This window comes from Kocuria atrinae, from assembly GCF_039531425.1.
Lineage (GTDB): Bacteria > Actinomycetota > Actinomycetes > Actinomycetales > Micrococcaceae > Kocuria > Kocuria atrinae.
The window spans coordinates 22,016-44,826 of record NZ_BAAAQA010000025.1 but is presented as its reverse complement, the minus strand read 5'-3'; the positions used below and the strand labels follow the sequence as shown (position 1 = coordinate 44,826).

General features: G+C 64.5%; 18 protein-coding genes. 13 read left to right on the top strand and 5 right to left on the bottom strand.

Translation table 11 applies throughout. The features are described 5' to 3' along the window. Positions 1 to 10 precede the first annotated feature (10 nt). Positions 11 to 1,501, bottom strand: a complete 1,491-nt coding sequence (locus ABD283_RS11660) for an APC family permease (RefSeq protein WP_344225176.1) — start codon at positions 1,499 to 1,501, stop codon at positions 11 to 13. A gap of 273 nt (positions 1,502 to 1,774) precedes the next feature. On the opposite strand from ABD283_RS11660, the gene ABD283_RS11655 reads away from it, so the two are divergent. The 5 genes from ABD283_RS11655 (at position 1,775) to ABD283_RS11635 (ending at position 8,282) form a co-directional block, all read left to right on the top strand. Then, a complete protein-coding gene (locus ABD283_RS11655; protein WP_344225175.1) occupies positions 1,775 to 3,181 on the top strand; it encodes an aldehyde dehydrogenase family protein in 1,407 nt (468 codons plus the stop codon). A 353-nt stretch (positions 3,182 to 3,534) separates the two neighbouring features. After that, on the top strand, positions 3,535 to 3,945 hold the full coding sequence (locus ABD283_RS11650; protein WP_344225174.1) for a hypothetical protein: 411 nt from the start codon (positions 3,535 to 3,537) through the stop codon (positions 3,943 to 3,945). After that, positions 3,938 to 5,455 carry a sensor histidine kinase gene (locus tag ABD283_RS11645; RefSeq protein ID WP_344225173.1) on the top strand — a complete coding sequence of 506 codons (1,518 nt, stop codon included), beginning with the start codon at positions 3,938 to 3,940 and terminating at the stop codon, positions 5,453 to 5,455. Before ABD283_RS11650 ends, ABD283_RS11645 begins: the two co-directional genes overlap by 8 nt. Continuing rightward, positions 5,452 to 7,023, top strand: coding sequence for an SLC13 family permease (locus tag ABD283_RS11640; protein WP_344225172.1), 1,572 nt, complete (start codon positions 5,452 to 5,454; stop codon positions 7,021 to 7,023). The genes ABD283_RS11645 and ABD283_RS11640 overlap by 4 nt, the downstream gene beginning before the upstream one ends. A gap of 38 nt (positions 7,024 to 7,061) precedes the next feature. Continuing rightward, positions 7,062 to 8,282: a glycerate kinase family protein gene (locus ABD283_RS11635; RefSeq protein WP_344225171.1), complete on the top strand. Its 1,221-nt coding sequence runs from the start codon at positions 7,062 to 7,064 to the stop codon at positions 8,280 to 8,282. A 50-nt stretch (positions 8,283 to 8,332) separates the two neighbouring features. Here the strand turns inward: ABD283_RS11635 and ABD283_RS11630 are convergent, their stop codons facing one another. Continuing rightward, positions 8,333 to 8,647 carry a hypothetical protein gene (locus ABD283_RS11630; RefSeq protein ID WP_344225170.1) on the bottom strand — a complete coding sequence of 105 codons (315 nt, stop codon included), beginning with the start codon at positions 8,645 to 8,647 and terminating at the stop codon, positions 8,333 to 8,335. 146 nt (positions 8,648 to 8,793) lie between these two features. On the opposite strand from ABD283_RS11630, the gene ABD283_RS11625 reads away from it, so the two are divergent. Further along, a complete protein-coding gene (locus tag ABD283_RS11625) occupies positions 8,794 to 9,879 on the top strand; it encodes an alkene reductase (protein WP_344225169.1) in 1,086 nt (361 codons plus the stop codon). A gap of 164 nt (positions 9,880 to 10,043) precedes the next feature. Here the strand turns inward: ABD283_RS11625 and ABD283_RS11620 are convergent, their stop codons facing one another. Continuing rightward, positions 10,044 to 11,654 (bottom strand): GMC family oxidoreductase, encoded by a 1,611-nt coding sequence (locus ABD283_RS11620; RefSeq protein ID WP_344225168.1) that lies wholly within the window; start codon positions 11,652 to 11,654, stop codon positions 10,044 to 10,046. A gap of 178 nt (positions 11,655 to 11,832) precedes the next feature. Continuing rightward, the gene (locus ABD283_RS11615; RefSeq protein ID WP_344225167.1) at positions 11,833 to 12,237 is read right to left on the bottom strand and encodes an ASCH domain-containing protein; all 405 of its coding nucleotides are present in this window, start codon (positions 12,235 to 12,237) and stop codon (positions 11,833 to 11,835) included. A gap of 371 nt (positions 12,238 to 12,608) precedes the next feature. Here ABD283_RS11615 and ABD283_RS11610 point away from each other — a divergent pair, with 371 nt between their 5' ends. Then, complete coding sequence (locus tag ABD283_RS11610) at positions 12,609 to 13,856, top strand: MFS transporter (protein WP_344225166.1); 1,248 nt, start codon at positions 12,609 to 12,611, stop codon at positions 13,854 to 13,856. Between the two features lie 75 nt (positions 13,857 to 13,931). On the opposite strand, the gene ABD283_RS11605 is transcribed toward ABD283_RS11610, so the two are convergent. Then, a complete protein-coding gene (locus tag ABD283_RS11605) occupies positions 13,932 to 15,365 on the bottom strand; it encodes an MFS transporter (RefSeq protein ID WP_344225165.1) in 1,434 nt (477 codons plus the stop codon). Between the two features lie 152 nt (positions 15,366 to 15,517). On the opposite strand from ABD283_RS11605, the gene ABD283_RS11600 reads away from it, so the two are divergent. The 6 genes from ABD283_RS11600 (at position 15,518) to ABD283_RS11575 (ending at position 22,710) form a co-directional block, all read left to right on the top strand. Next, positions 15,518 to 16,339 carry an IclR family transcriptional regulator gene (locus ABD283_RS11600; protein WP_344225164.1) on the top strand — a complete coding sequence of 274 codons (822 nt, stop codon included), beginning with the start codon at positions 15,518 to 15,520 and terminating at the stop codon, positions 16,337 to 16,339. A gap of 88 nt (positions 16,340 to 16,427) precedes the next feature. Continuing rightward, positions 16,428 to 17,333 carry a shikimate dehydrogenase gene (locus ABD283_RS11595; protein WP_344225163.1) on the top strand — a complete coding sequence of 302 codons (906 nt, stop codon included), beginning with the start codon at positions 16,428 to 16,430 and terminating at the stop codon, positions 17,331 to 17,333. Continuing rightward, positions 17,330 to 19,204, top strand: a complete 1,875-nt coding sequence (locus ABD283_RS11590) for a bifunctional sugar phosphate isomerase/epimerase/4-hydroxyphenylpyruvate dioxygenase family protein (protein ID WP_344225162.1) — start codon at positions 17,330 to 17,332, stop codon at positions 19,202 to 19,204. Before ABD283_RS11595 ends, ABD283_RS11590 begins: the two co-directional genes overlap by 4 nt. Before the next feature lie 175 nt (positions 19,205 to 19,379). Further along, positions 19,380 to 20,468 (top strand): maleylacetate reductase, encoded by a 1,089-nt coding sequence (locus tag ABD283_RS11585; protein ID WP_344225205.1) that lies wholly within the window; start codon positions 19,380 to 19,382, stop codon positions 20,466 to 20,468. Then, on the top strand, positions 20,468 to 21,874 hold the full coding sequence (gene dsdA, locus ABD283_RS11580) for a D-serine ammonia-lyase (RefSeq protein WP_344225161.1): 1,407 nt from the start codon (positions 20,468 to 20,470) through the stop codon (positions 21,872 to 21,874). The genes ABD283_RS11585 and dsdA overlap by 1 nt, the downstream gene beginning before the upstream one ends. A 185-nt stretch (positions 21,875 to 22,059) precedes the next feature. After that, positions 22,060 to 22,710 (top strand): TetR/AcrR family transcriptional regulator, encoded by a 651-nt coding sequence (locus ABD283_RS11575; protein ID WP_259917104.1) that lies wholly within the window; start codon positions 22,060 to 22,062, stop codon positions 22,708 to 22,710. Positions 22,711 to 22,811 lie beyond the last annotated feature (101 nt).

Genomic DNA, 22,811 nt, shown 5'->3' with positions numbered 1-22,811 from the left:
GTTGGACAGATCAGGAATGGGGATGGTTTGCGACTACCGGAAGTTCTTGCGACTCAGGGATCTGGTCCTCGTGCTGCATGGCCCGGTACACGTCCGGGCGGCGTCGGCGAAGGACTTCACCCCAGATCAGTCCCACTACTCCCGAGCCGATGATGATGCCCGGCATAATGGCCACCAGCGGTGATGGGCCCTCCGCCCCGATCATGAGGTCGAAGTTGACCAGGATGAGGATGGCCACGGTGATCAACCCGAGGGCCGAGACCACCGGGGCAACCACTCGCGTGCCCACACCGTGGCCGTGATGACGGCGGGAGAACCATGCGACCACGGCGATAGAAGTAATGGCCAGAAGGAAGACCAGCCCAAAAGCGGCCGCGTTGGTCAGCCAGGTGAAAAGCGTCAGAACTGGGAAAAGATCTCCCAAGGGCGATCCTGCACCGGCCAGTGCGAAAACTACGATGACCACAACCGCCACGGCAGACTGCGCAAGGGACCCCGCGAACGGGGCGCCGGTCCGAGCGGATGTCAGTCCGAGTTTCTTCGGAAGCACTCCGGTGCGGCCTAAAGCGAAGAAATACCTGGCGGCGCCGTTGTGAAAAGCGACCAGTGCGGCAAGCAGGCTGGTGATGAAAAGGACATTAGCGACGTCGGCAAGCAGAGGGCTGCGCTCCGCGAGCCACACGAAGACGAGGTCGGGCCCGAATTCTTGAGACGAGGCCACGATGCTCGAGGCGCCCACGCCTACCGAGAATGCCCATGACGAAAACATGTAAAACACGGCGATTACGGCCACTGCGACGTAGGTCGCGCGGGCCACGGTCTTGCGAGGATTCTTGGTTTCTTCGGAATAGATGGCACCCGATTCGAACCCCATAAACGCAGCGATACCGAAAGCCAGAAGTACGCCAATTCCGGGCGTGAAGAAGTTCTGTGGATCGAGAGTCTGGAACTCGATTCCCTCCGGGGCGGCTACCAGCGCCAGGATGGAGACCACGCCCACGACCAGGAATTCGAGTGCGACCAGAACACCAAGGACCTTGGCGGAGAGATCCACACTATTGACACCCAGAGCGCCAACAATCACCCATCCGAGCAGGGCGGCCAGCCACCACGGGACCGCGATGCCGAACAGCCCTGTGATCAACGCGGCCAGAGAGAAGCCGAATAGTCCATACAGGCCCACCTGCATCATGTTGTAGGAGACCAGCGCCAGGATGGCCGCTGCGATGCCCTGCCTGTTTCCCAGGCCCTCGGCCACGTATGCGTAGAACGCTCCGGCGTTCTGGACATGGCCGCTCATGGCGCCGTATCCAATGGCGAATACAGCCAGGATGAGTCCCAGGATCAGGTAACCCACGGGCACTCCGAGGAGGCCGGATACAGCGAAGCTTGTGGGCACACCGCCGGCCAAGACAGTCAAGGGCGCTGACGCTGCGATGATCATGAACACCAGGGCTGTGGTGGATAAATGACGCCTCGCGAGGCGAGTAGGTTGCTGCACGGTGAGCCTCCGATGCGGGTTTCAGCTGGGTTAGCCCATTGTTAGCCAGGTCACATCCATAAGGTGTTGTCCAGGAGTGCTCGACAGTTGTCTTTGACTGCGCGGTGCCGATCAAGGTGCCGTCATGTAAATGTTCAGGGCCCCTCCTGCACCTGGGGCCAAAACTGCTGCGCGGGCTGACAACATCAGTGCGCGTGATCCACGCCACAATGGGTACAGAGACAGGCCTTCGCCAGTCGGTGGTGGGCCGCCGTTGCAATCCAAGGAGCACCCATGAGCGCGTATCAGGAACTGTTGTCAGCCATTGAAAATCCAGCCGGTCGCGAGATTCTCGACCCGGCCACGGGGGAGCTCGTGGGCAAGGTCCACGAGTCCACGGTGGCTGAACTGAACCAGGCGATCGAAGCGGCCCGCGCCGCGCAGCCAGAGTGGGCGGCGTCGGGCCATGCCAAGCGGTCCGAGTTCCTGCATCGAGCGGCGGATGCGGTGGAGGCCAACGCGGAAGCGCTCGCGGAACTGCTCTCACGTGAGCAGGGCAAACCAATCAAGAACGGCCCCAATGCGGCCTTTGAGGTCGGTGCTTGTGCCGCATGGCTGCGAGCGAATGCGGACACCCCCATGGAGCCGGAAGTCCTCGTGGACGACGAATCCGGCAAGGCCGAACTGCACTACATGCCGCTGGGTGTTGTCGGGGCGATCGGGCCGTGGAACTGGCCCATGATGATCACCGTGTGGCAGGTCGCTGCGTCTTTGCGCATGGGCAGCACGGTGGTGGTCAAGCCCTCCGAGTACACGCCGCTGTCCGTGCTGGGCCTCATTCACGTGCTCAACCAAGCGCTGCCATCGGATGTACTCCACGTGGTTCCGGGTGGCGGAGAGATCGGTCAGGCGCTGACCGAGCACGACGGCATCGACAAGATCATGTTCACGGGTTCAACCAAGACCGGTCAGGCGATTATGCGCTCCGCCGCGGATGGCTTGGCTCGCCTCACTCTCGAGTTGGGCGGTAATGACGCGGGCGTTGTGCTGCCCGATGTGGACGCCCAGAAAATCGCGGGCGACCTGTTCTGGGGCGCCTTCATCAACACCGGACAGACTTGTGCCGCCCTCAAGCGCCTCTATGTGCATGAGGACGTTTACGACGACGTGTGTGACGCCTTGGTCGCGGTGGCCCAGCAGATGCCCATGGGCAATGGTCGCGAAGAGCAGAACGTGCTGGGCCCGTTGCAGAACAAGCAGCAGTACGACATCGTGGCCGGGCTTGTCGAGGACGCCAAGAATGGCGGCGGCCGCGTGCTCATCGGTGGCGATCCGGAGGCTGAGCAGCCCGGCTACTTCTATCCGACCACCTTGGTCGCGGACCTGCCCAATGACAATCCCCTGGTCGCGCAGGAGCAGTTCGGCCCCGCCCTGCCGATCATCAAATACTCGGATCTTGACGAAGCGATCGCCATGGCCAACGGGCTGGACGTGGGGTTGGGTGCCTCTGTGTGGTCGTCCGATCCGGGCGCCGCCGTCGAGGTCGCTCAGCGGATCGAGGCGGGCACCGTGTGGATCAACAAGCACGGTGCGGTGGATCCGCGCGTTCCCTTCGGTGGCATCAAGAGTTCCGGTTACGGCCTGGAATTCGGGGTCGAGGGCCTCAAGTCAGTTGCCGCGCCCAAGGTGATTTCTAGGTAGCGGGCGACGACGCCGCTCGGTCCCACTGTCGAGGCCGGTGATCTCAGCAGCCCTGTGCTGAGGTCACCGGCTTCTTCAGAATGTCGGGTTCGTAATCGAAGTGTTATCTGACGCGTTTCACTGTTCTCGGCTAAAGGCCCTTGGAAATCCGCCATAAATGCGGATTAGCCCCTCTAATCATTCAATGCAATGACAAAATAAATTTGATGAGGGGGCTCGTTGCCTCCGGGGTACGAGCCGCGAGCAGAACCGCATGTCGGAGGGGGTTCACGGCTTCCGATAGGGGCGGCAACATGAGAACACCTTAATGATTAGTTAACCCCGCTTTCACCTGGTGCGGTAATCCTTACGGCGTGATCCGAAAAATTCTCATGCTGCTGGGCGTCATTTGCGTACCCATCGCGCTCGCCCTCGCGAGTCAGTCCCTTGCGTCGACTGCGGAACCCCCGCGGTTGCCGCAGGAAACCATCGAAGTGCAATTGAGCGGTTCCGGAGAACCGTCTGAGCCCGCAGCATCCGCGTCCTCGTCAGCCACGCCGTCTGGTTCTGCTGAGCCCCGCGATGCGGCGTCAGTGGCACCGGATCAAGCTGAGGAATCCGACGCTCCCTCGCCTGCACCGGTCACCGAGGCGCCCGTAAGTCCGGGTGTCCCCGTGCCCAACGTGGGCGAAATTCCGCAGCAGGTCTACCAAAACCCGCACCCGGTGCAAGTCCCTAGCGATGACGACATGGATGACGAGTGGGATGGGGATCTCGATGACTAAAACACCGCAGAACTCCACCATGGAAATGACCCGGGTCTCGGCCCGTTGGCGCATCGTGGGCTGGATCGTGTTGACCACACTGCTGGCTCTACTGGCAGTCACGGTCACCATGCGCTCGTTCCTCATGGGTCAGGTTTCGGAGTCCGCCAATGCTGCGATCTCGCAGGAGTTCGACGAGTTCCGGGTCTTCGCCCAAGAAGGTGTCGACCCCACCACAGCAGAACCGTTCACCTCCTTGGAACCGTTCATGCAGCGCTACCTGTCCCGGCAGACCCCGGCCACAGGTGAAGCCATCATTGCCGTGGTGGGTGACCAGGTCATGTACACGGACAACGCCCGTGACGATCCGGGGGAGTTGCTTGCCCGTGACCGTGCACGTCTGAACGAACTGGTGCAGTCCAGCGAGAATTCCGGCGTCTCGGACAGTGAGCACGGCGAAATGCGCTGGGGCAAGATGTCGGCCGGTGCCCCAAATGGCGATGAACAGGGCACCCTGATCGTCGTGCACTTCACGCAAGAGGCGCGCGAAGCTGTGAACCGGCAGGTCGTGGTTCTCGTGGGCATCGCCATGGCCGGGCTCTTGCTGACGGCCGGTATCGGTTGGCTCGCGGCGGGTCGGATCCTGCAGCCCATCCGCACCATGCGTGAGGTCGCGGACTCAGTCACCGCGCAGGACCTGTCCACGCGCATCCCCGTGCACGGCCGCGACGACTTATCTCAGTTGGCGCACACCCTGAACAACATGCTGGATCGTGTGGAACGCGCCTACGGTTCGCAGCAGCACTTCGTGCTGGAAGCACAACAGCACCTGCGGGGACCACTCTCACGCACGGCGCAGGCCATCGAAGTCCTGGCGAGCACGGACGAGAACCCGGCCGAGCGGCGTCGTGCGGCCAAGCAGGCCAACCGCCAGATCCGGTCGATGCGCCGCACTCTGGTGGATCTGGACCTGCTGGCGCAGAGCGACAAACCGAACTTCGTGAAACCGCAGCACGTCAGCCTGAAACAGCTGACCGTTGAGGTCTACGCGGACGCCGCCGAGAATAATCCCAATCGGCAATGGAACCTGGAATCCACTGCTAACGGTGAGGCCTGGGTGGATCCCGCGCGCATCGCGGATGCCATGCACCAGGTGGTGCGCAACGCGGTGGACCACACCGATCCGCAGGACCCGATTCGCGTGGGATCGACCCTCACCGATCAGGGCAAGACCCTGAGCATGTGGGTCACCAATCACGGTATTCCGCTCAACCAGGAGCAGGCCGAGGGGCTGTTCGAGGAGTATCGCACCAATTCCGAGAGTGAGGACGAGTCCGGCATGGGCCTGGGACTGGCCGTGGTGCGGGCTGTGGCAGACGCCCACAACGGCAGCGCCTGGGTTGAATCCGGGGGACCGTCCGGCACCCGGTTCGGCATCGACATTCCCGTGGACGCCCTGGCCCCACGCAAGGCGGGGGAGGATGAACAGCTCGCAGAAGAGGTGCACGAATCCATGCGGGAGGAACGATGAGTTCCTCAGCCGCGCCCTCTCCGTCGTCCGAATCTGATCAGCCGCCGGTTCGGTACGCGACCACTCCGCCCCGTCCACCCGGGCTCGCGCCCAAGGACACCCCGATCACATGGGCGAAAGACAACGTTCCGGCCATCATCGGTGCGCTCCTTCTACTGGCCTTCGTGGCCTGGTGCGCTTTCGAGGCCTTCGGGCCGACCCCGGCCGCCGACGTCGCCCGGTTGCCTGCCCAGGGCGCCCTCACCTTGGCCGTGTTCGCGATCGCCATTTGGCTGTGGATCGTCTCGTCCATCGGTGACACCTATGTGGCGTTGGGTGCGGCCATCGTGCTCGTGCTCACCGGCATGCTCTCGGACAGTCAGCTGTTCTCATCACTGGGTGAGGACACCGTCTGGCTGCTGCTCGCGGCATTCGTGATTGCTGCCGGTGTGACCGCCACGGGACTGTCCACCAGAGCGGCCGTGTACATCGTGACCGGTGCGACCGGGGTGCGGCAGCTCGTTTATTTGGTGACCGGTGTCCTGGTGGCCACGGCGTTCGCGATCCCCTCCACGTCCGGGCGTGCGGCACTCGCATTGCCCATTTTCGTGGCCTTGGCGCAGGCGTTGCACGCCCGCAAGCGGCTCGTGTTGGCCCTGTCTCTGTTGTTCCCGTCGGTGATTTTGTTGTCCGCCGTCGCGTCCTATCTGGGCGCCGGCGCGCACATCATCACCAGCCAGATCCTGCAGACCTCCGGCTATGAAGGGTTCTCGTTCACCACGTGGCTGATCTACGGCCTGCCGCTCGCGGTGATCTCCTCCTACGCGTGCGCCGAACTGATCATGTGGCTGTTCCTGGACAAGCAGGGCCGCTCGCAGAAATTGGACGTGAGTGTTGAGAAGCTCGAGGAACACACCTCCATGCCTCTGACCGGTCCGCTCACCGTGGGGCAATCCCGCGCGGCACTGCTCACCCTGGCCGTGGTGGTGCTGTGGTGCACGGAATCTCTGCACGGACTGCATCCCGCGGTGGTGGCTCTGCTGGGTGCGTTGTTGGCCACGAGCCCCGGATACGGACTGGTCAGCATGGGTAAGGCATTGAAAACCGTGCCGTGGTCCATGCTCCTGTTCATGGCCGCGACCCTCACCTTGGGCACCGCCCTGGTGGAGTCCGGTGCCGCGGATTGGCTGGCGCAGCGCGTGCTCGGCCCGGTCTCCGGGGCGGGTGCTGCGGCGGGCGTGGTCTTTGTGGTGGTGGTCGTGGTGATGTCCACGGCAGCGCACCTGATCATTCAGTCGCGCTCGGCGCGATCCGCTGTCCTGATTCCGATTGTTGTCTCGCTTGCCCCGGGAATTGGGGTCGATCCCATGGCTGCGGCCTTCGCCTCCACGGCGGCGGCTGGTTTCTGCCACACGCTCACGAGCTCCGCGAAGCCCGTGACCCTCTTCTCGGACGTCGAGGGTATCGAGACCTATCAGCCCAAGGACTTGCTCCGACTCAGCGCCTTCCTCGCGCCGCTGATGGTGGGCATGGTCCTGTTCTTCTCCTTTGTCATCTGGCCCCTCATGGGCATGCCGCTGTTCCTCTGAACCCGTTTCGTTCACTCTCCACAGAAAGCGAACTCATCATGGTTTCCCATTTCCCACAGAACATCTTGGTCGCACCCTCCGGCTTCAAGGAGTCCCTGGACTCCAACGCCGTGGCGGCCGCTATTCAGGCCGGCGTACGCCGTGCCGTACCCGGCGCCATGATTCGCGCCGTTCCGATTGCCGACGGCGGCGAGGGCACCGCGGAGACGCTGGCCACCGCCACCGCTGGTCACCTGATTCCCATGACCGTGACCGGTCCCGTGGGTCAGCCGGTCGAGTCCCACTACGCAGTTCTGGGTGGCTCCGCTAAGGGCACCGGGGTGGTCGAGATGGCTGCGGCGGCGGGTTTGCGGCTGGTGCCCAAGGACCAACGTGACCCGGGCGCTACGACCACGCGCGGCGTCGGCGAACTGATTGCCGCCGCGCTGGACGAGGGTCTGTTGAAGATCCTGGTCGGTTGCGGTGACTCCGGTACCAGCGACGGCGGTCTGGGTGCGCTCAAGGCCTTGGGCGTGGGCGTGCTGGATGCCGATGGCAACGAGGTTCCGGACGGCGGTTCGAATCTGGCCAAGGTCGATCGCCTGGACATGACTAATCTGCACCCGGCCCTCAAAGATGGCTCGGCCCAGATCACCCTGGCGCTGAATCCGCACAATGTGCTGACCGGGTCCAAGGGCGTGGCGCGCGTGTTCGGGCCGCAGAAGGGTGCAACGCCGGAGCAGGTCGAGCAACTCTCGGACGGCTTCGACAACTGGGCAGCCGTGCTCGGCCGCGACTGTGTGGAATCCGCTCGCGGTACGAGCTTTGCGCACGGCGTGGGCACTGGCGCATCCGGTGGTTTGGGTGCGGGCATGGCCGCGGTGGGAGCGGTTCTGATGCCGCGATTCCAGGCGCTACTGGACTCCGGTCTGGCCGGGATTGATCTGGACGATCTGCTCAGCAAGGCGGATCTGGTGATCACCGCTGAAGGTGCCATCGACTTCCAGACGCCCAAGGGGAAGGTTCCGGCGGAGATTGCCCGCCGCGCGACTCTGCACGGCGTGCCGGTGATCGGCCTGGCAGGAACGTTGGGCAAGGGCTCGCGGGACGTTTACGACATCGGAATTGATGCAATCGCATCGATTGTGCCGGTGCCCATGTCGCTGCAGGACGCCGTGGCGGATGGTGAACGACTGCTCATCGAGGCCACCGAGCGGCTCATGCGCACCCTGATTCTGGGGGCGAACATCGCCGCGGCACGGATGGGACGGGACCGGTAACTTTCACCGAGCGGCGGTCCGCGAGCCATTGCTGGGCCGCCGAGAATGGACTACTTCTTTCTGGTCGCCCGTACTGCGTCCGCCACGGTCGAGCCCGGGTGCTCCTTGCGGTAGGTCTTAAGCTCCTTGGGGTCAGCATCACCGGCCGGCCCCGGGGAGTGACCGAGGCCGCTGGGTACGAGTGCCCACACCAAGACTCCACATGTGGCGGATACGAGTGCGAGCGCCGGGTTCGACGCCGCAAAGTACGCGATGACCGCCAACACAATGAATAACAGGATCAGCGCGGACGGGATGTACTTCTTCCTATCCTTTCCTTCCTCTCCGATTGGCTCCACGGTAGGTGCCGCTGGAAGGGCTGTCATTGGTCATGTGGCCATTTTTTTGGTTCGCGCGTTGGTGGGGCAGGGAGGCGTCGGAATGTCGCGGGGCGCCGTCGTGTTGTTGTCTACGGAAAGTATCAGGGCCGCTGCCCGCGTAGCGGCCCGGTGAAGACTGTGGAAGGACACGCATGACCATTCTTTTTGACCCGCTGAAAGTGGGCCAGTACGAACTGAAGAACCGCGTGGTGATGGCGCCGCTGACCCGTATGCGTGCCGATGCCGACGGCGTGCCCACCGACATCATGGTGGAGCACTACGCGCAGCGGGCCTCGGCAGGTTTGGTGGTCGCTGAGGGTACGTTCCCGACCGTGGTGAGCCGCGGCTACGTCAACGAACCCGGCTTGGCGACCGACGAACAGGCTGCAGGCTGGGGCCGAGTGGCGGACGCCGTACACGAGCGCGATGGCTTGTTCTTCATTCAGATCATGCACGCCGGGCGACTGGTTCACCCCGCGCTGACCGAGGGTCAGCAGGGCGAAGCACCCAGCGCCATCGCACCCGGTCAGCCGATTCACATCCCCGGCGGTAAGGAAGAGACTCCCGAGCCCCGCGCCCTGGAACTCGACGAACTGCCGCGCGTGCGTGATGAATTCGTGGCTGCAGCCCGCCGCGCCGTGGACGCCGGTGTGGACGGTGTGGAACTGCACAGCGCCAACGGCTACCTGTTGCAGCAGTTCCTGACCCCCGCATCCAACCAACGCACCGACGAGTATGGCGGATCTCCCGAGAACCGTGCGCGCTTTGTCATCGAGGTGACTCGCGCGGTGGCTGAGGAAATCGGTGCCGATCGCGTGGGAATCCGCATCTCCCCGCAGCACAACGTGCAGGGTGCTGTCGAAGCCGATCACGAGGACGCTGTGGCCACTTACGAAACCCTGGTCGACGGCATCAAGGATTTGGGTCTGGCGTACCTGTCCATGTTGTACAAGGACATCGACAGTGAATTCGTGCAGGATCTGCGCACGCGTTTCGGCGGACCGTTCATGCTCAACAGCGGTTTCAGCGAGCACACGGATCTGGAAGAGTCCGAGCACATCGTGCAGGACAACATTGCCGACGCCGTGGTGGTTGGCCGGGCACTCATCGCCAACCCGGACCTGGTTGAGCGCTGGCGCGACGGCCTGGAACTCAACAAGCCGGACAGCAAGACCTTCTACGGCGGTGGGGCTCGCGGTTACACCGACTACCCCTTCGCGAAGGTGACGGTGCAGTAGGTCCTGCGCGCATCCTTGCTCCTAAGAGGCTTGGCTGTGCACGTGGTGGGCCGTTAGAGCCGCCGTTTACATCTCAGGGGCCGTTGGAACCCTTTTCCAAGCGGGAAGGGTTCCAACGGCCCCTGAAGTGTGTTCGAGGGTTCTAGCGCCCCACCAGATGCGGCCTACTCCTCACCCAGCAGCATCCGCGCGCCCTTCTCCCCGATCATCGCCGACGGCGCGTTGGTGTTTCCCGTGGTCACGGACGGCATGATCGATGCATCGACCACGTGGAGTCCTTCCACCCCGTGCACCTTGAGAGTCGCCGGGTCCACGACCGCCATCGGATCAGTGCCCATCCTGCAAGTGCCCACTTGGTGGTGGTAGGTGGTCACCGCCCGGTCCATGTAGGCGTTCTCTTCCTCCTCGGTGGCGAGGTCGGACTCGGGGTAGACCTCCCGCGCACCCCAGTCTTCGGCCAGCGGTGCGGTCCTGACCATCTCCCGCGCCTGCCGGAACGAGGCCCGCAGAGATTCTCGATCCCGCGGATCCGCGAAGATCTGCGGGTCATACTCGGTGGGATCCGTGCTGCTGGGCCCAGTGAGCCGAATCGTCCCGCGGGAGTATGGCCGTACCAGGCCGCTGTGCAGTGTGAAGGCATTGGCGGGCCCGGTCATGTTGTCGTCGTACATCGGGACGCAGAAGTGGATGGGCTGGGTGTCCGGCCGGTCTTGCTCCGGTCCCGAGTGCCAGAACAGGTGCGTTTGCGATACCGACTGCTCGTCAACTGTGTGATCGATGGTCCGGCTGGTGGCTTCGGCTATCACCGGCAGTAGTAGATGGTCGTGCAGATTCTCACCCACACCCGGCAGGTCAATGACCGGCTCGATTCCTACCTCTCGCAGATGGTCTGCCGGACCGATTCCGGAACGCATCAGAATCTTGGGGCTGTCCAGGGCGCCGGCGCACAGGATGACTTGATCGGCGCGGATGATTTCGCCGTTCCCTTCTTCCCTAGCCGCGGGGTCGTCCGATTCCACGCCTTCGACCTCTCGGTTGTCGCCCGAGTGCAGTTCCACACCGACCACCGCACCGTCCTCGAACAACAACTTCTCCACGATCGCCCCGGTGCGAACCGTGATCTTCCCCGCCTCGACCAGCGGCTTCACGTACGAGGTGTACGTGGTGCAGCGTTTTCCGTTCCGGATGGTTAGCTGCTCGTAAGAGACACCGTCCTGTTGGTCCCCGTTGTAATCGGGATTGAACTCCACGCCCACCGCCTCCGCCGCGGCAATGATTGAGTCGAAGATCGGGCTGCGTTCGTAGTCACCCACCACGGGAATCGGGCCGTGCGAGCCGCGGGGGTTGAGATTTTCTGGCGACGCAGCGCCGTCGTAATTTTCCAAGGCCTCGAAAACGGGGCCGACGTCGCTCCAAGACCACCCGTCGCAGCCCGCCGCGGCCCAGTCGTCGTAGTCGAGTGGGTTGCCGCGAACCCAGATGGATGCGTTGAGTGCGTGGGAGCCGCCCAAGACGCGGCCGCGCGGCCAATGGATAACCCGGCCGGAGGCGTGTTCTTGCGGGACGGTGAAGTAATCCCAGTCCTCGGCGCCGTGCCACAGTTCGCCCAGACGGGGGAGCTCTGCAATGGCGGGGTTCGTGTCCTGGCCGCCGGCCTCCAGAAGAGTCACGGTGTGACCGGCCGCGGCCAACCTCCCCGCAACGATGGATCCTGCTGTTCCTGCGCCAATCACCACGGTGTGCTGGTCGGAGTTGTTCAAATTCGTGTGTGCCATGAAGACATGATGCGCCTAAATGTGATCTGCGTCTCGTCGTTCCGTGCATGGGTTTTGGTGCTCCGTGCATGGTGCACCCGGTGTGTCGTTAGAGCCATCGATTACACGGGAAGTGCCGTTGGGACCCTCATCCCTTGTGGGAAAGGTTCTAGCGGCACCTGGCGTGTATCTGAGGGTTCTAATCTGCCACTAGCCGCTTCACCACTCGGAATTCCTGCATCACCACAGGTGTGCTGTCATCAAGGCGACCGATGGGGGAGTGGGCGGCCCAGAACCCCTCGTGATCCCGGCGCCATTCGTCCAATGAAGTGTGGCCCTCGCCCTCGGCCACCACATGGGACCAGGGGATATCGCCCAACGGCACGACGGTGATCGCGACGGTCTCGAGAACAGCAACACCACGGTCATTGGAATCCAGCAAGAGATCCAACTCACCTGGCTCAGGCAGTGCTTCGCCTTCAATCTCGTAGTCGGAAACCAACGAACTCGTCACCGTCTTCTGTCCATCGAGGATCAGCCGCACCAGCTGATCCCGCAGCGGCCCCGGCGGGCCGAACTCGGCGGACCTCAAGTCCTGTTCCATGCCCCAAGTATGGCGTGACGTCTCACTTCCGTTGCACCTGGTGCGCCGTTCGAACCTCCGCCTACATCTGGGGCGCCGATGGAACCCGTCTGCCCAGCGGAAAAGGCTCTAACGACACCTGGAGCGCATCTAAGGGTTCTAGCGACCCCTCACCTGTGAAGAAGTGCTCCACCGAACCACCAGGTGCCTGGGCCCGCACACTCCAGCGCCCCTCCACGCCCCGCGCACCAGCGACGCTCACCCGTGACCAACCCCTCCACCTCACCCACCACCAACCGCCCAATTCGCGCGTACCATGTGAAGCGAACTTAGAGGGATCGGTCCGCACGTGTGGTCGGGTGTGCGGCGGTTTGGTGTACCCGGAGGTTCCTTTGTCCAGCTCGACCGCGCCTCAGGCACAGAGGCCACTCTCTTCACAGAATTCGCTCGTCGAAGCAGGCGGCTGGCCGTTCCTGATCACGGCATTTATTGGCCGTCTGCCCGCGGCTACCGTTCAACTCGGTCTACTGCTCTACGTCAGCGGCGCCGGACTGAGCCTGGGCCTGGCCGGCATCACGGTGGCAGCCGTCGGACTCGGTTCAGCGGTCGGTGCCCCGTTGGTCGGCAGGCTCGTCGATCACTTTGGCCCGTTGCCCGTGGTTACGGGTGCCACGCTCGTCCAACTACTGAGCCTCGCGGCACTACTTCTCACGGTCGTCAACGAAGGCCCCACCGCTCTCATCCTCGTGTGCGCCGCCCTGGTCGGTTCCGCGAACCCGCAAGTGGGCGCGATCGCGAGGGCGCACTGGTCGGGCTTGGCGCGGCGTCGTCGGCAACCGCGGCTGATCAGTCGTGCGCTGGGCTACGAAACGGCCTGTGACGAAACCAGCTTCATCCTGGGCCCCGTCATCGCCGGTCTGCTCGTTGGTCTGCTCGGCCCCAATCCCGCGCTGCTCACGATCATGGCCTGGGTCATCGTGGGCCAGGGTGCGTTCATCGTGTACCTGGCGCGCCACCGCACCGAGCACGGCGCGGCCACGGTCGAGGAAACCGCAGCGGGTGGCATCGGGGGGATCTCGATCACCAAGGTGGTGCCGCCCATGATCGTGTGCCTGTGCGTGGGCACCGTGTTCGGCTCGACCCAGACCGCGCTGACTTCGATCAATGCGATCCGCGGCACCGAGGCTTACACCGGCATCATCTACGGCTTCATGGGCGCGGGCAGCGCGGTCGCGAGCATTCTGGTCTCCCGGCTGCCGGAGCGCTTCCCGTTGTCCTTGCGCGTGGCCATCGGCGCATCCATCATCGCGCTGACCTGCGTCGGTCTGCTGTCCCTGCCCGGTACTCCGGTGATTGCCGCACTGTTCGTGATCATCGGCGTGGGTGTGGGCACCATGCTGGTCAGCTCGTTCGGTCGCGGCGAGCGGATTGCACCCTCGCATCGCATCGCCTCGGTGATGACCATGCTCACCACGTGCCTGGTGCTCGGTGTCTCGCTGGGTGCCGCGCTGGGCGGCGTGCTGTCCGTGCAGCCCGAGCGCGGATTCATGCTCACGATGGCCGCCGCCGTGGTCGGCGTACTCGCGTCCATCGCCCTGCACATCACCAAGCCCGAGCGGCCCGCCACTCACCAGGAGTGACGACGCCGCCCGGGTCGGGTCGCGTGGGTTAGTTCAAAAGATCACGGGGCTGAGTTCTCACCCCGCGAGGCTGCGTCAGCGACGGCCCGCAGCCGAGGCCTCCTTGCGGTCCAGGGCACCCAGCTCGAGTGCCTCGGTGCGAGTGGTGTGCAGGTCGTTGATCTCGTCCAGCGAGCGGTCCTTGGTTTCCTTGGCGGTCAGTGCTGCGACTACCGAGATCAGTCCCGCGGCTGCAACGACCAGGGCCACGTTGATCCAGGAGGATCCGTCGGCGCCGGCCACGGAAGTGGCCAGGAACGGCGTGATGCCGCCGGAGATCGCAAAGCCGATCTGCGTACCCAGAGCCAGGCCGGTCACGCGAACGCGGGTCGGGAACATCTCCGCGTAGAACGAGGGCCAGATGCCGTTGGCCATGGAGTAGAAGCAACCGGACAGCAGCGCACCCAGGACGAAGATGAGCGTCCAGTTACCGGCGGACACCGCGGCCAAGTACGGGAACATGAAGCCCACGGCGCCCAGCACGCCCACGATGAACACGGGCTTGCGACCGATCTTGTCCGCCAACAGCGCCCACGCCGGGATGGTGAAGAGTGCCACGAAGTTCGCGACCACCGAGACCCACAGCATGGTGGAACGTTCCAGGCCCACGATGGAGGTTGCGAAGGACAGTGACCACACCAAGAACACCACGTTGATGGTGTTGACCATTGCGGCGGCAGCAATGCGGATCACGGCGGCCTTGTGGTACTTCAACAGGGTGCTCAGGGGAGCGGTGCGCTTGACCTCGGTGCCCTCGGTCTGAGCTTCCTCGAAGGCCGGCGGCTCTTCCAGATGACGGCGGATCATGTAGGCCACGAAGACCACCACGGCGGAGGCCCAGAACGGTACGCGCCAGCCCCAGCTGAACAACTGTTCTTCGGTGAGGATCAGGGTGAAGGGGATGAACACGGCGGTTGCCAGCAAGGTGCCGAACTGGGTGCCCTGCAGGGTCCAGCTGGTGGTGAAGGCGCGGTGGCGGTCATCCGAGTGCTCGAGCGAAACGGAGATGGCGCTCGCCTGCTCACCGGAGGCCGAGAGGCCCTGGATCACGCGGCACAGCACCAACAAGGCCGGAGCCAACAGGCCTGCCTGATCGTAAGTGGGCAAGCAGCCGACCGCGAAGGTGGCGCCACCCATCATGAACAGGGTCAGCATGAGCACGAACTTGCGGCCGTACCTGTCACCCAGCGGCCCCATGATCAACGCGCCCAGCGGGCGAACCACGTAAGCCACACCCACGGTGCCCATGGACAACAGGATGGCAACGCCCGGGGATGCATCCTCCGGGAAGAAGAGATGGTTCAGCACCAGTGCCGCGGCGGTGCCGTACACGGCGAAGTCGTAGTACTCCAGAGCCGAGCCGATCCAGCTCGCGAGCGCGGCCTTCTTCGGTGTCTTGGCGGAAGTTCCGGCCGAGTGATGAGGCGGGTTTGTGGGCCCCGGGGAGCCTGTGTGGTGGGTGGTGCTCATGAGAAGTCATCCTTCACGGAAGGCGTGGGATCGAACGTCCCCGCTGCGGCGATTGCCAAATATTGGAAACTGTTTTCAAATACTTGAAACATAAGCATGAAGTGGGTCACACTGTTCGTCAAGTACCCGACCGAAATAATCAGGAGCACGCCATGAGCCCCACCAAGACCACCGCCGCGGCGGCGGACGCGGCAGGCCCGCCTGACAAGGCGCGCCCTGCCGACCGATCCGGCACCGTGCGCAAAGGGCTCACGCTCCTGGAGCTGTTGGCCAATTACCCGCACGGAGCCACGGCGGGTCAGATCGTCGCTGACTCCGGCTATGCCTTTAGCACCTGCTATCGCCTGCTCACCACGCTGGTTGATTCTGGCTTCGCCGAGTACGACCCCGCCACCAAGCAGTACCGCTTGGGTCTGCTCGTGTTCCAGATGGGGCAGAAGGTTGCCACGGCCAGGGGGTACTCGGGCGTCGCACTCCCCGTGCTGCGGAAGCTCACCGAAGCCACCGGCGAAAGCTCGCTGCTGGCCGTGTTGGACGGGGATCGTTTTCTCACCGTGCACACCGTGGACGGACCCAACCACCGCATCACCACCGATCCGGGGGACCGCGGCGAACTGCACACCTCGTCTCTGGGCCGTGCGCTGTTGGCCTTCAGCCCACAGGAGACGCGCGACGAATTGGTAGCCAGCATTGACTTGGGCCAGCGCACCGACCGCTCCCTCGCCGATCGCGAGGACCTCCGCCGCATTCTCGAGGAAACCCGCGAACGCGGCTGGGCTTCCCAGGATCAGGAACACGATGACGGCATGTGCGCCGTAGCCGTGCCGGTCATGGCCCCGGGCGGAACGCTCGTAGCCGCTCTCGCGCTCGCTGCTCCCGTTTACCGCTGCAATCTGGCCGGGCTCGAAGAAAACCTGCCCCTCCTCAACGACGCCGCCGCCCAACTGGCCTCGCAACTCCCGCAGCGTCCGTAGTCACCGCGTCACCGGCAGGCGGCTCAACGCGCCCAGTCACCTGAACTTCCAGTCACCGAAACACCACGGATTCCCCGAAAGGAACCGCATGTCCACTCGCACTGAGTCCTTCCTAATCGGCCTGATTGGTGACGGCATCACCGAAAGCCTCACCCCTCCCATGCACGAGCGCGAAGCCGACCAGCACGGTGTGCGCTACCTCTACCGCCCCGTGGACCTCACCGTGATCAACCGCCCCGGGGCGGACGTTGGTGAGCTATTGCGCGCCGGTCGGGATCTGGGGTTCAACGGGTTCAACATCACGCACCCGTGCAAGCAGATCGTCCTGGAGCATCTGGACGAGGTGGATCCCCAGGCAGCCGCGATCGGAGCCGTCAACACGGTGCTGATCAGGGACGGCAAGTTCATCGGCTACAACACAGACTGCTCCGGCTTCACGGACGGATTCCGCGCGGGCCTGCCCGGCGCCAACCTGGAGCGCGTGGTCCAGTTCGGCTCGGGCGGCGCAGGGTCGGCGGTGGCCGAGGCGCTGCTCACCACGGGTGTTCAGCGCCTGGATCTGATCGACGTCGACGTCGCTCGCGCGGCTCAGCGCGCCACCGCCCTGGCCGAGCGGTACCCGGGCGCCCTCGTCGAAACTGCCTCCCCCGAACAGGCACCCGAACTCGTGAAGGTGGCGAGCGGCGTCGTCAACGCGACCCCGGTCGGGATGCATCACCACCCGGGCACCCCGTTCGATACCGCCCTGCTCAATGCGCGGCAGTGGGTTGCGGACGTGGTTTATTTGCCGCTGGCCACCGAACTCGTGACCGCGGCCAAGGCCCTGGGCTGCCAGGTGCTGGATGGCGGCCACATGGCGGTGGGGCAGGCGGTGGATGCCTTCAGGCTGTTCACCGATCTGGAACCGGACCGGCAGAGAATGCGCGATCACTTCCTGTCCCTGACCGGGCAGTCACCGGTAGCCGAGGAACAGCACAAGGGAGCCGCCCTGTGAGAACCAGCATCGCCACGGTGTGCCTGTCCGGCACGCTCGAAGAGAAAATGCAGGCCGCCGCGCTCGCGGGATTCGACGGGATCGAGGTGTTCGAGCAGGACCTGGTGGTCTCGCCGTCCTCGCCCGAAGACCTGCGCGGGTTGGCTGCCGAACTGGGTCTGTCCCTGGACATGTACCAGCCCTTCCGTGACGGCGTAGAGGTTGCCCCGGAGGATTTTCCCGATTCGTTGCGCCGGCTGCGCGCCAAGTTTGAGCTGATGAAGCGCCTCGGCACCCCGGTGCTGCTCATGTGCTCCAACGTGGCCACGGCGGCGCTGAACGATGACCAGGCGATCGCGGATCAGCTGCGACAGGCCGGCGACATGGCGGCCGAATACGGCATCAAGCTCGCCTACGAGGCGCTGGCCTGGGGCAAGAACGTCAACGACTGGCGCCGCGCCCACCACATCGTGGAGCTTGCCGATCACCCCGCAGTGGGCACGTGCCTGGACAGCTTCCACATCCTCTCCCGCGGGGACACCGTGGACGGGGTGGAGTCGCTGGATCCGGAGAAGCTGTTCTTCGTCCAGCTCGCGGATGCGCCGCTGCTCAAGCAGGACATCCTCTCGTGGTCGCGGCACCACCGCGTGTTCCCGGGTGAGGGGGACTTCGATCTGGTGGACGTGCTCACCCGCCTGCATGAATGCGGCTATGCGGGTCCGGTCTCGCTCGAGATCTTCAACGATGCTTTCCGCCAGGCCGATGTTCACCGCACCGCGGTGGACGGACTGCGCTCACTGCGCTGGCTTGAGGATCAGACGGCAGATGCCGTACGTGCGGCAGGCGAGGACCCCGCACGCGAGCCGCTCGTGCTGGTGGACCTGCCCGATCCACAGCCCCCGCGAGCCTGGGACTTCGTGGAACTGCGTACTTCCAAGCTCGGCCAGACCACGCGTCTGCTGCACCAGTTGGGTTTCGAGCTCGCCGGTCACCACCGCAGCAAGGACACCGTTCAGGCGTGGACGCAGGGCCCGGTGCGCATGGTCATCGCGGAGGATCTCGAGGCCTCGCTCGAGCAGCCCACGCGGCTGGCCGCCCTGGGCTTCCAGGTCGACAGCCCCGACGACGCCGCCCACCGCGCCTCCCGCTTGCTCGCCCCGGTGGTCTCGCGCACCCAGCAGCCGGACGAAACCGTGCTGCACGGTGTGGTGGCACCGGATGCCACCGAGATCTTCTTCGGTCCCCACACGGACAGTGGCGTACCCCCGTGGCTGGAGGAGTTCGGCGCGGACCCGGCCGAGGCGACGTCGGAATCCCTGATCACCGGCGTGGACCACGTGAACCTCGCGCAGCCGTGGCAGCACTACGACGAGGCCGTCCTGTTCCTAACCTCTCTGCTCGACCTGCACGCCCAGCCCGCTCAGGAGGTCGCGGGGCCGTCCGGACTGGTGCGCTCGCAGGTCATGCGCTCCGCGGACGAGACCGTGCGGATCCCGCTCAACGTCGCCCCCACCGCGGCGGAACAAGGTGCCTACACGGGGGCGGCGTACCCCGAGCATGTCGCGCTGGCCTGCACGGACATTGTCGCCGTGGCCCGCCGCGCACGACGCCGCGGCCTCACGTTCCTGCCGGTTCCCGAGAACTACTACGAAGACCTCGTGGCCCGTTTCGATCTGGCCCCGGACGTGGTGGCAGAACTACGCGAGCACGGTCTGCTCTACGACCGCGACGAGCACGGTGAGTTCCTGCACTTCTACACCGCGACCCTCGGTGAGGTGTTCGTGGAGGTCGTGGAACGCCGCGGCGGCTACCGCGGGTTTGGCGCCCCCAACGCTCCCGTGCGGCTGGCTGCGCAGTACCGGACCTGGGAGGAAGCAGCGGGCACCATCTGATCACGGCTTACTGCACGGTAAGCCGCCATACTCGGCAGTAAACCGTCACGAAATGGCTCTGGGGTCGACTCGGCGCACCTGACAGACTGGAGCCAACCAGTCTTCGTGCGTAGAGAGCGGGATGTTCGTGAGTGATCAACGGTCCAATCAGACCAAGCCCGGTGACAATCAGCCCATGGTGTTCGAGCACAGCACCGCCGCCCAGCGGGTGTTGTTTGGCTCCGACAAGGCCGGTGAATTCCTCACAGCCGAACTCGGGCGGCTGGGCAGCACGCGTCCCATGATCATCACGGGTGGATCCGCAGAACGGGCCGCCCGGGAGATCACCGCCCGTCTCGAGCCCGACCTGTGGTGGAACGAGGTGGTCCAACACGTCCCGGTGGGGCTCGCGGAGAAGGCGCGTGCGGTGGCGTCGGAGGCTAAGGTCGACGCGCTGGTGACCGTGGGCGGCGGCTCGACCATCGGTCTGGGGAAGGCCGTCGCGCTCACGTCCGGTCTGCCGCTGATCGCTGTGCCCACGACCTACGCCGGCTCCGAGGCGACCGACACATGGGGCCTGACCGAGAACCGCACCAAGACCACCGGCCTGGATCCCAAGGTCCTGCCGGTCACCGTGATTTACGACGCCGCTCTCTCACGTTCCCTGCCGGTGGGCCTGTCGGTCGCGTCCGGCCTGAACGGGCTGGCGCACTGCGTGGATTCGCTGTGGGCGCCCAAGGCGGATCCGATCAATCGGACGTTCGCCCTCGAAGGCGCACGCGCCCTGACGATGGCCCTGCGAGGTATCACCGCCGATCCGGACGATCTGCGCGCCCGCGAGATGGCGCTGTACGGCTGCTACCTCGCGGCGTTGTCCTTCGCATCCGCCGGCTCCGGAATGCATCACAAGATCGCGCACGTGCTGGGCGGGACGTTCAACCTTCCGCATGCGCAGGTCCACGCGACCGTCTTGCCTTACGTTCTGGCGTTCAATGCACCGGCGGTACCGGAGGTTTCGGCCCGGTTGGCCGATGCTCTCGGCGCCGACTCCGGTGATGCAACCGAGGCCTTAAGCTCCCTGTATCGCGAGATCGATGCGCCCCGGGCGCTCGCGGACATCGGCTTCACCGAGGACGGGATCGCGGAGGCCGTGGAGCGCTCCCTGAAGGCCATCCCTGCATCCAATCCGACCACTCCGACGGAGGAGAACCTGACGGCGTTGCTGCGTGCCGCACGGAATGGTGACGATCCGGCCAGCGTGTCCGTGGCGGCGCAGCAGGCGTGATGGCAGTGCGCGGCAACTTTCGCGACGACCCGTTCCTCGCTCGGTTGGCAGATCAAGAACCATCCGCGTGGTTCAACCCGGCCGTGACCACCACCGCGGAGGGGTTGGTCGCGTCGGGTTTGTCGTCCGCGATCGTGGACGACGCCGCCGCGCGACTCGAGCGGTTCGCTCCGTGGATTGCCCAGGCGTTTCCGGAGACGGGGGACGCTCGCGGAGTGATCGAGTCACCGCTTCATGCCGCGCCGGACATGCAACGTGAACTGGGCCTGACGGCGGGCCGGTTGCTGCTCAAGCGCGACGACGTTCTGCCCGTGAGCGGCTCCATCAAGGCTCGCGGAGGAGTGCACGAGGTTCTCGAGTACGCGGAATCACTGGTCATGGAGGCGGGGTTGCTGCCGTCACCTGCTGAAGTCGGCGAGAGCACGAACCGCGCTGCGGAGAACGACACGGATACGGTTCAGAGCCTGACCTCGGGTCTCACGGTGGCCGGCCATGAGGATGAAGTTGCCGGCATCAAGGACTATCGCGTGTTCAGCTCGGATCCGTTCCGCGAACTCATGGCCGAGCACCGGGTGGTCGTCGGCTCAACCGGGAACCTGGGCCTGTCCATCGGCATCACTGCAGCCGCACTCGGGCTGCAAGCCAACGTGCACATGTCAACGCACGCGCAAGCCTGGAAGAAGGAACTGCTCCGCAGTTTGGGTGTTGAAGTGGTGGAGCACAGTACCGATTACACCGCTGCGGTGGAGGCAGGACGTAAAGCCGCGCAGGCCGACCCGACCACGCACTTCGTGGATGACGAGCACTCCGTCAGCCTGTTCGCCGGCTACGCCGTGGCGGGCAGACGAGTAGCTCGCCAGTTAGCCGGCCAAGGCATCGCCGTGGACGAGGATCACCCGCTGTTCGTCCATCTCCCGTGCGGCATCGGCGGTGCCCCGGGCGGGGTGGCCTATGGACTCAAGCTGGAATTCGGAGATGCCGTCCACTGTGTCTTCGCCGAACCCACCGCGGCGCCGTGCATGATGCTGGGCGTTTACACCGGACTCCACGATGAAATCTCCGTGGTCGAACTCGGCTTGGACACCCACACGGTGGCGGACGGTTTGGCCGTAGGGAGACCATCAGGTTTCGTGGGGCGACGCATGCAGGGCCTCATCGAGGGTTACTACACGGTGGCCGATCAGCGGATGAAAGATCTGGTCAAAGCGCTGTATGCAACAGAGGGAATACTCGCCGAGCCCTCCGCCGCGGCAGCCCTTGATGGCCCGCAGTGGATCACCACCGATGCGGACTATCGTCAGCGAATGAACCTCACCGATCAGCGGCTGCAGAACGCTACCCACATCGCTTGGCTGACCGGCGGTGGCATGGTCCCCGAGGAAATCCAACGGAGCTACCTCGCTTGAAGCCTGACGCCTGCCTGCGGGAACCCGACGGTTGCCACTAAACGCCTGACGCCCGGCCGGCTGCGCACACCGAACGAGAAGCGCCAACGCCTAAGAAGCACCCCCAGCTTTCCCCAAGAAGTCTGCTTGCTCACACTCAGGCTCAGAAGGTGCACAGAGTGCAACAAGTGCCCTACTGTTGACACGTGAACTTTTCATGCCAGGGGGAAGCCCCCAAGGACAAGCGGGGTGCTCTCAAGTGGCACAACCGGCGCGCCATTGTGATGGCCGCGGGTGAGCTGGCTGATCTCCACGGCATTCAGGGGTTCTCCGTCGATGACCTGGCCAAGAAGGCAGGCGTCTCCCGGCGGACCATTTTCAACCACTTCTCATCGGCGGAAGATGCGGGGTACGAGTACCTCTCGGAATTGGTTTCACATCTCATCGGGGCAATCCTTGCGGAACTTCCGGACCCTTCCGAGCTAGGTGATCAAACACTGGGTTCGGTGTATCGGGATCTGTGCACGGCGATGCGGGCTCACAGCCTGGTCGAAGCGCTGCGCCCGCTCCTGATCCAGGCAACTGAGGTCAAAGAATCACCGACCGCAGCGCTCTGGAGTTTCCGCGTGACCAATACGGCCACCGAGCAGTTGGAGCACGTGCTCCGCGAACGGCTGCCCGAACACAGCCAGCTCGAACTGCAGCTGGTGGCCACTTCCATCATCAACTCCATGGCCGTGTGCATGGACGCATGGCTCTTGCGCACCGGCGGGGAACTGAACGACCAAGCCCGAAGTGAGTGGAACGAACTCCTGACCGAGACCCTCAAGATTCTGGGCCGCGGCTTCAACACCTGACATACCTGACCTTTTGTCGGCAAGCCCGCGCGAGCGGCGTCGTCGGCGAGACCCGCTATCGCGGAACGTAACTGAACATGACCATCGCTACTTACAAGTAG

Excerpts from the sequence above, each read along its gene's own strand:
- ABD283_RS11615 (WP_344225167.1), bottom strand. The coding sequence starts at position 12,237 with ATGGAACAGGACTTGAGGTCCGCCGAGTTCGGCCCGCCGGGGCCGCTG.
- ABD283_RS11620 (WP_344225168.1), bottom strand. The coding sequence starts at position 11,654 with ATGGCACACACGAATTTGAACAACTCCGACCAGCACACCGTGGTGATT.
- ABD283_RS11585 (WP_344225205.1), top strand. The coding sequence starts at position 19,380 with ATGGTGTTCGAGCACAGCACCGCCGCCCAGCGGGTGTTGTTTGGCTCC.
- ABD283_RS11625 (WP_344225169.1), top strand. The coding sequence starts at position 8,794 with ATGACCATTCTTTTTGACCCGCTGAAAGTGGGCCAGTACGAACTGAAG.
- ABD283_RS11600 (WP_344225164.1), top strand. The coding sequence starts at position 15,518 with ATGAGCCCCACCAAGACCACCGCCGCGGCGGCGGACGCGGCAGGCCCG.
- ABD283_RS11655 (WP_344225175.1), top strand. The coding sequence starts at position 1,775 with ATGAGCGCGTATCAGGAACTGTTGTCAGCCATTGAAAATCCAGCCGGT.
- ABD283_RS11630 (WP_344225170.1), bottom strand. The coding sequence starts at position 8,647 with ATGACAGCCCTTCCAGCGGCACCTACCGTGGAGCCAATCGGAGAGGAA.
- ABD283_RS11645 (WP_344225173.1), top strand. The coding sequence starts at position 3,938 with ATGACTAAAACACCGCAGAACTCCACCATGGAAATGACCCGGGTCTCG.
- ABD283_RS11640 (WP_344225172.1), top strand. The coding sequence starts at position 5,452 with ATGAGTTCCTCAGCCGCGCCCTCTCCGTCGTCCGAATCTGATCAGCCG.
- dsdA (WP_344225161.1), top strand. The coding sequence starts at position 20,468 with ATGGCAGTGCGCGGCAACTTTCGCGACGACCCGTTCCTCGCTCGGTTG.
- ABD283_RS11605 (WP_344225165.1), bottom strand. The coding sequence starts at position 15,365 with ATGAGCACCACCCACCACACAGGCTCCCCGGGGCCCACAAACCCGCCT.
- ABD283_RS11595 (WP_344225163.1), top strand. The coding sequence starts at position 16,428 with ATGTCCACTCGCACTGAGTCCTTCCTAATCGGCCTGATTGGTGACGGC.
- ABD283_RS11635 (WP_344225171.1), top strand. The coding sequence starts at position 7,062 with ATGGTTTCCCATTTCCCACAGAACATCTTGGTCGCACCCTCCGGCTTC.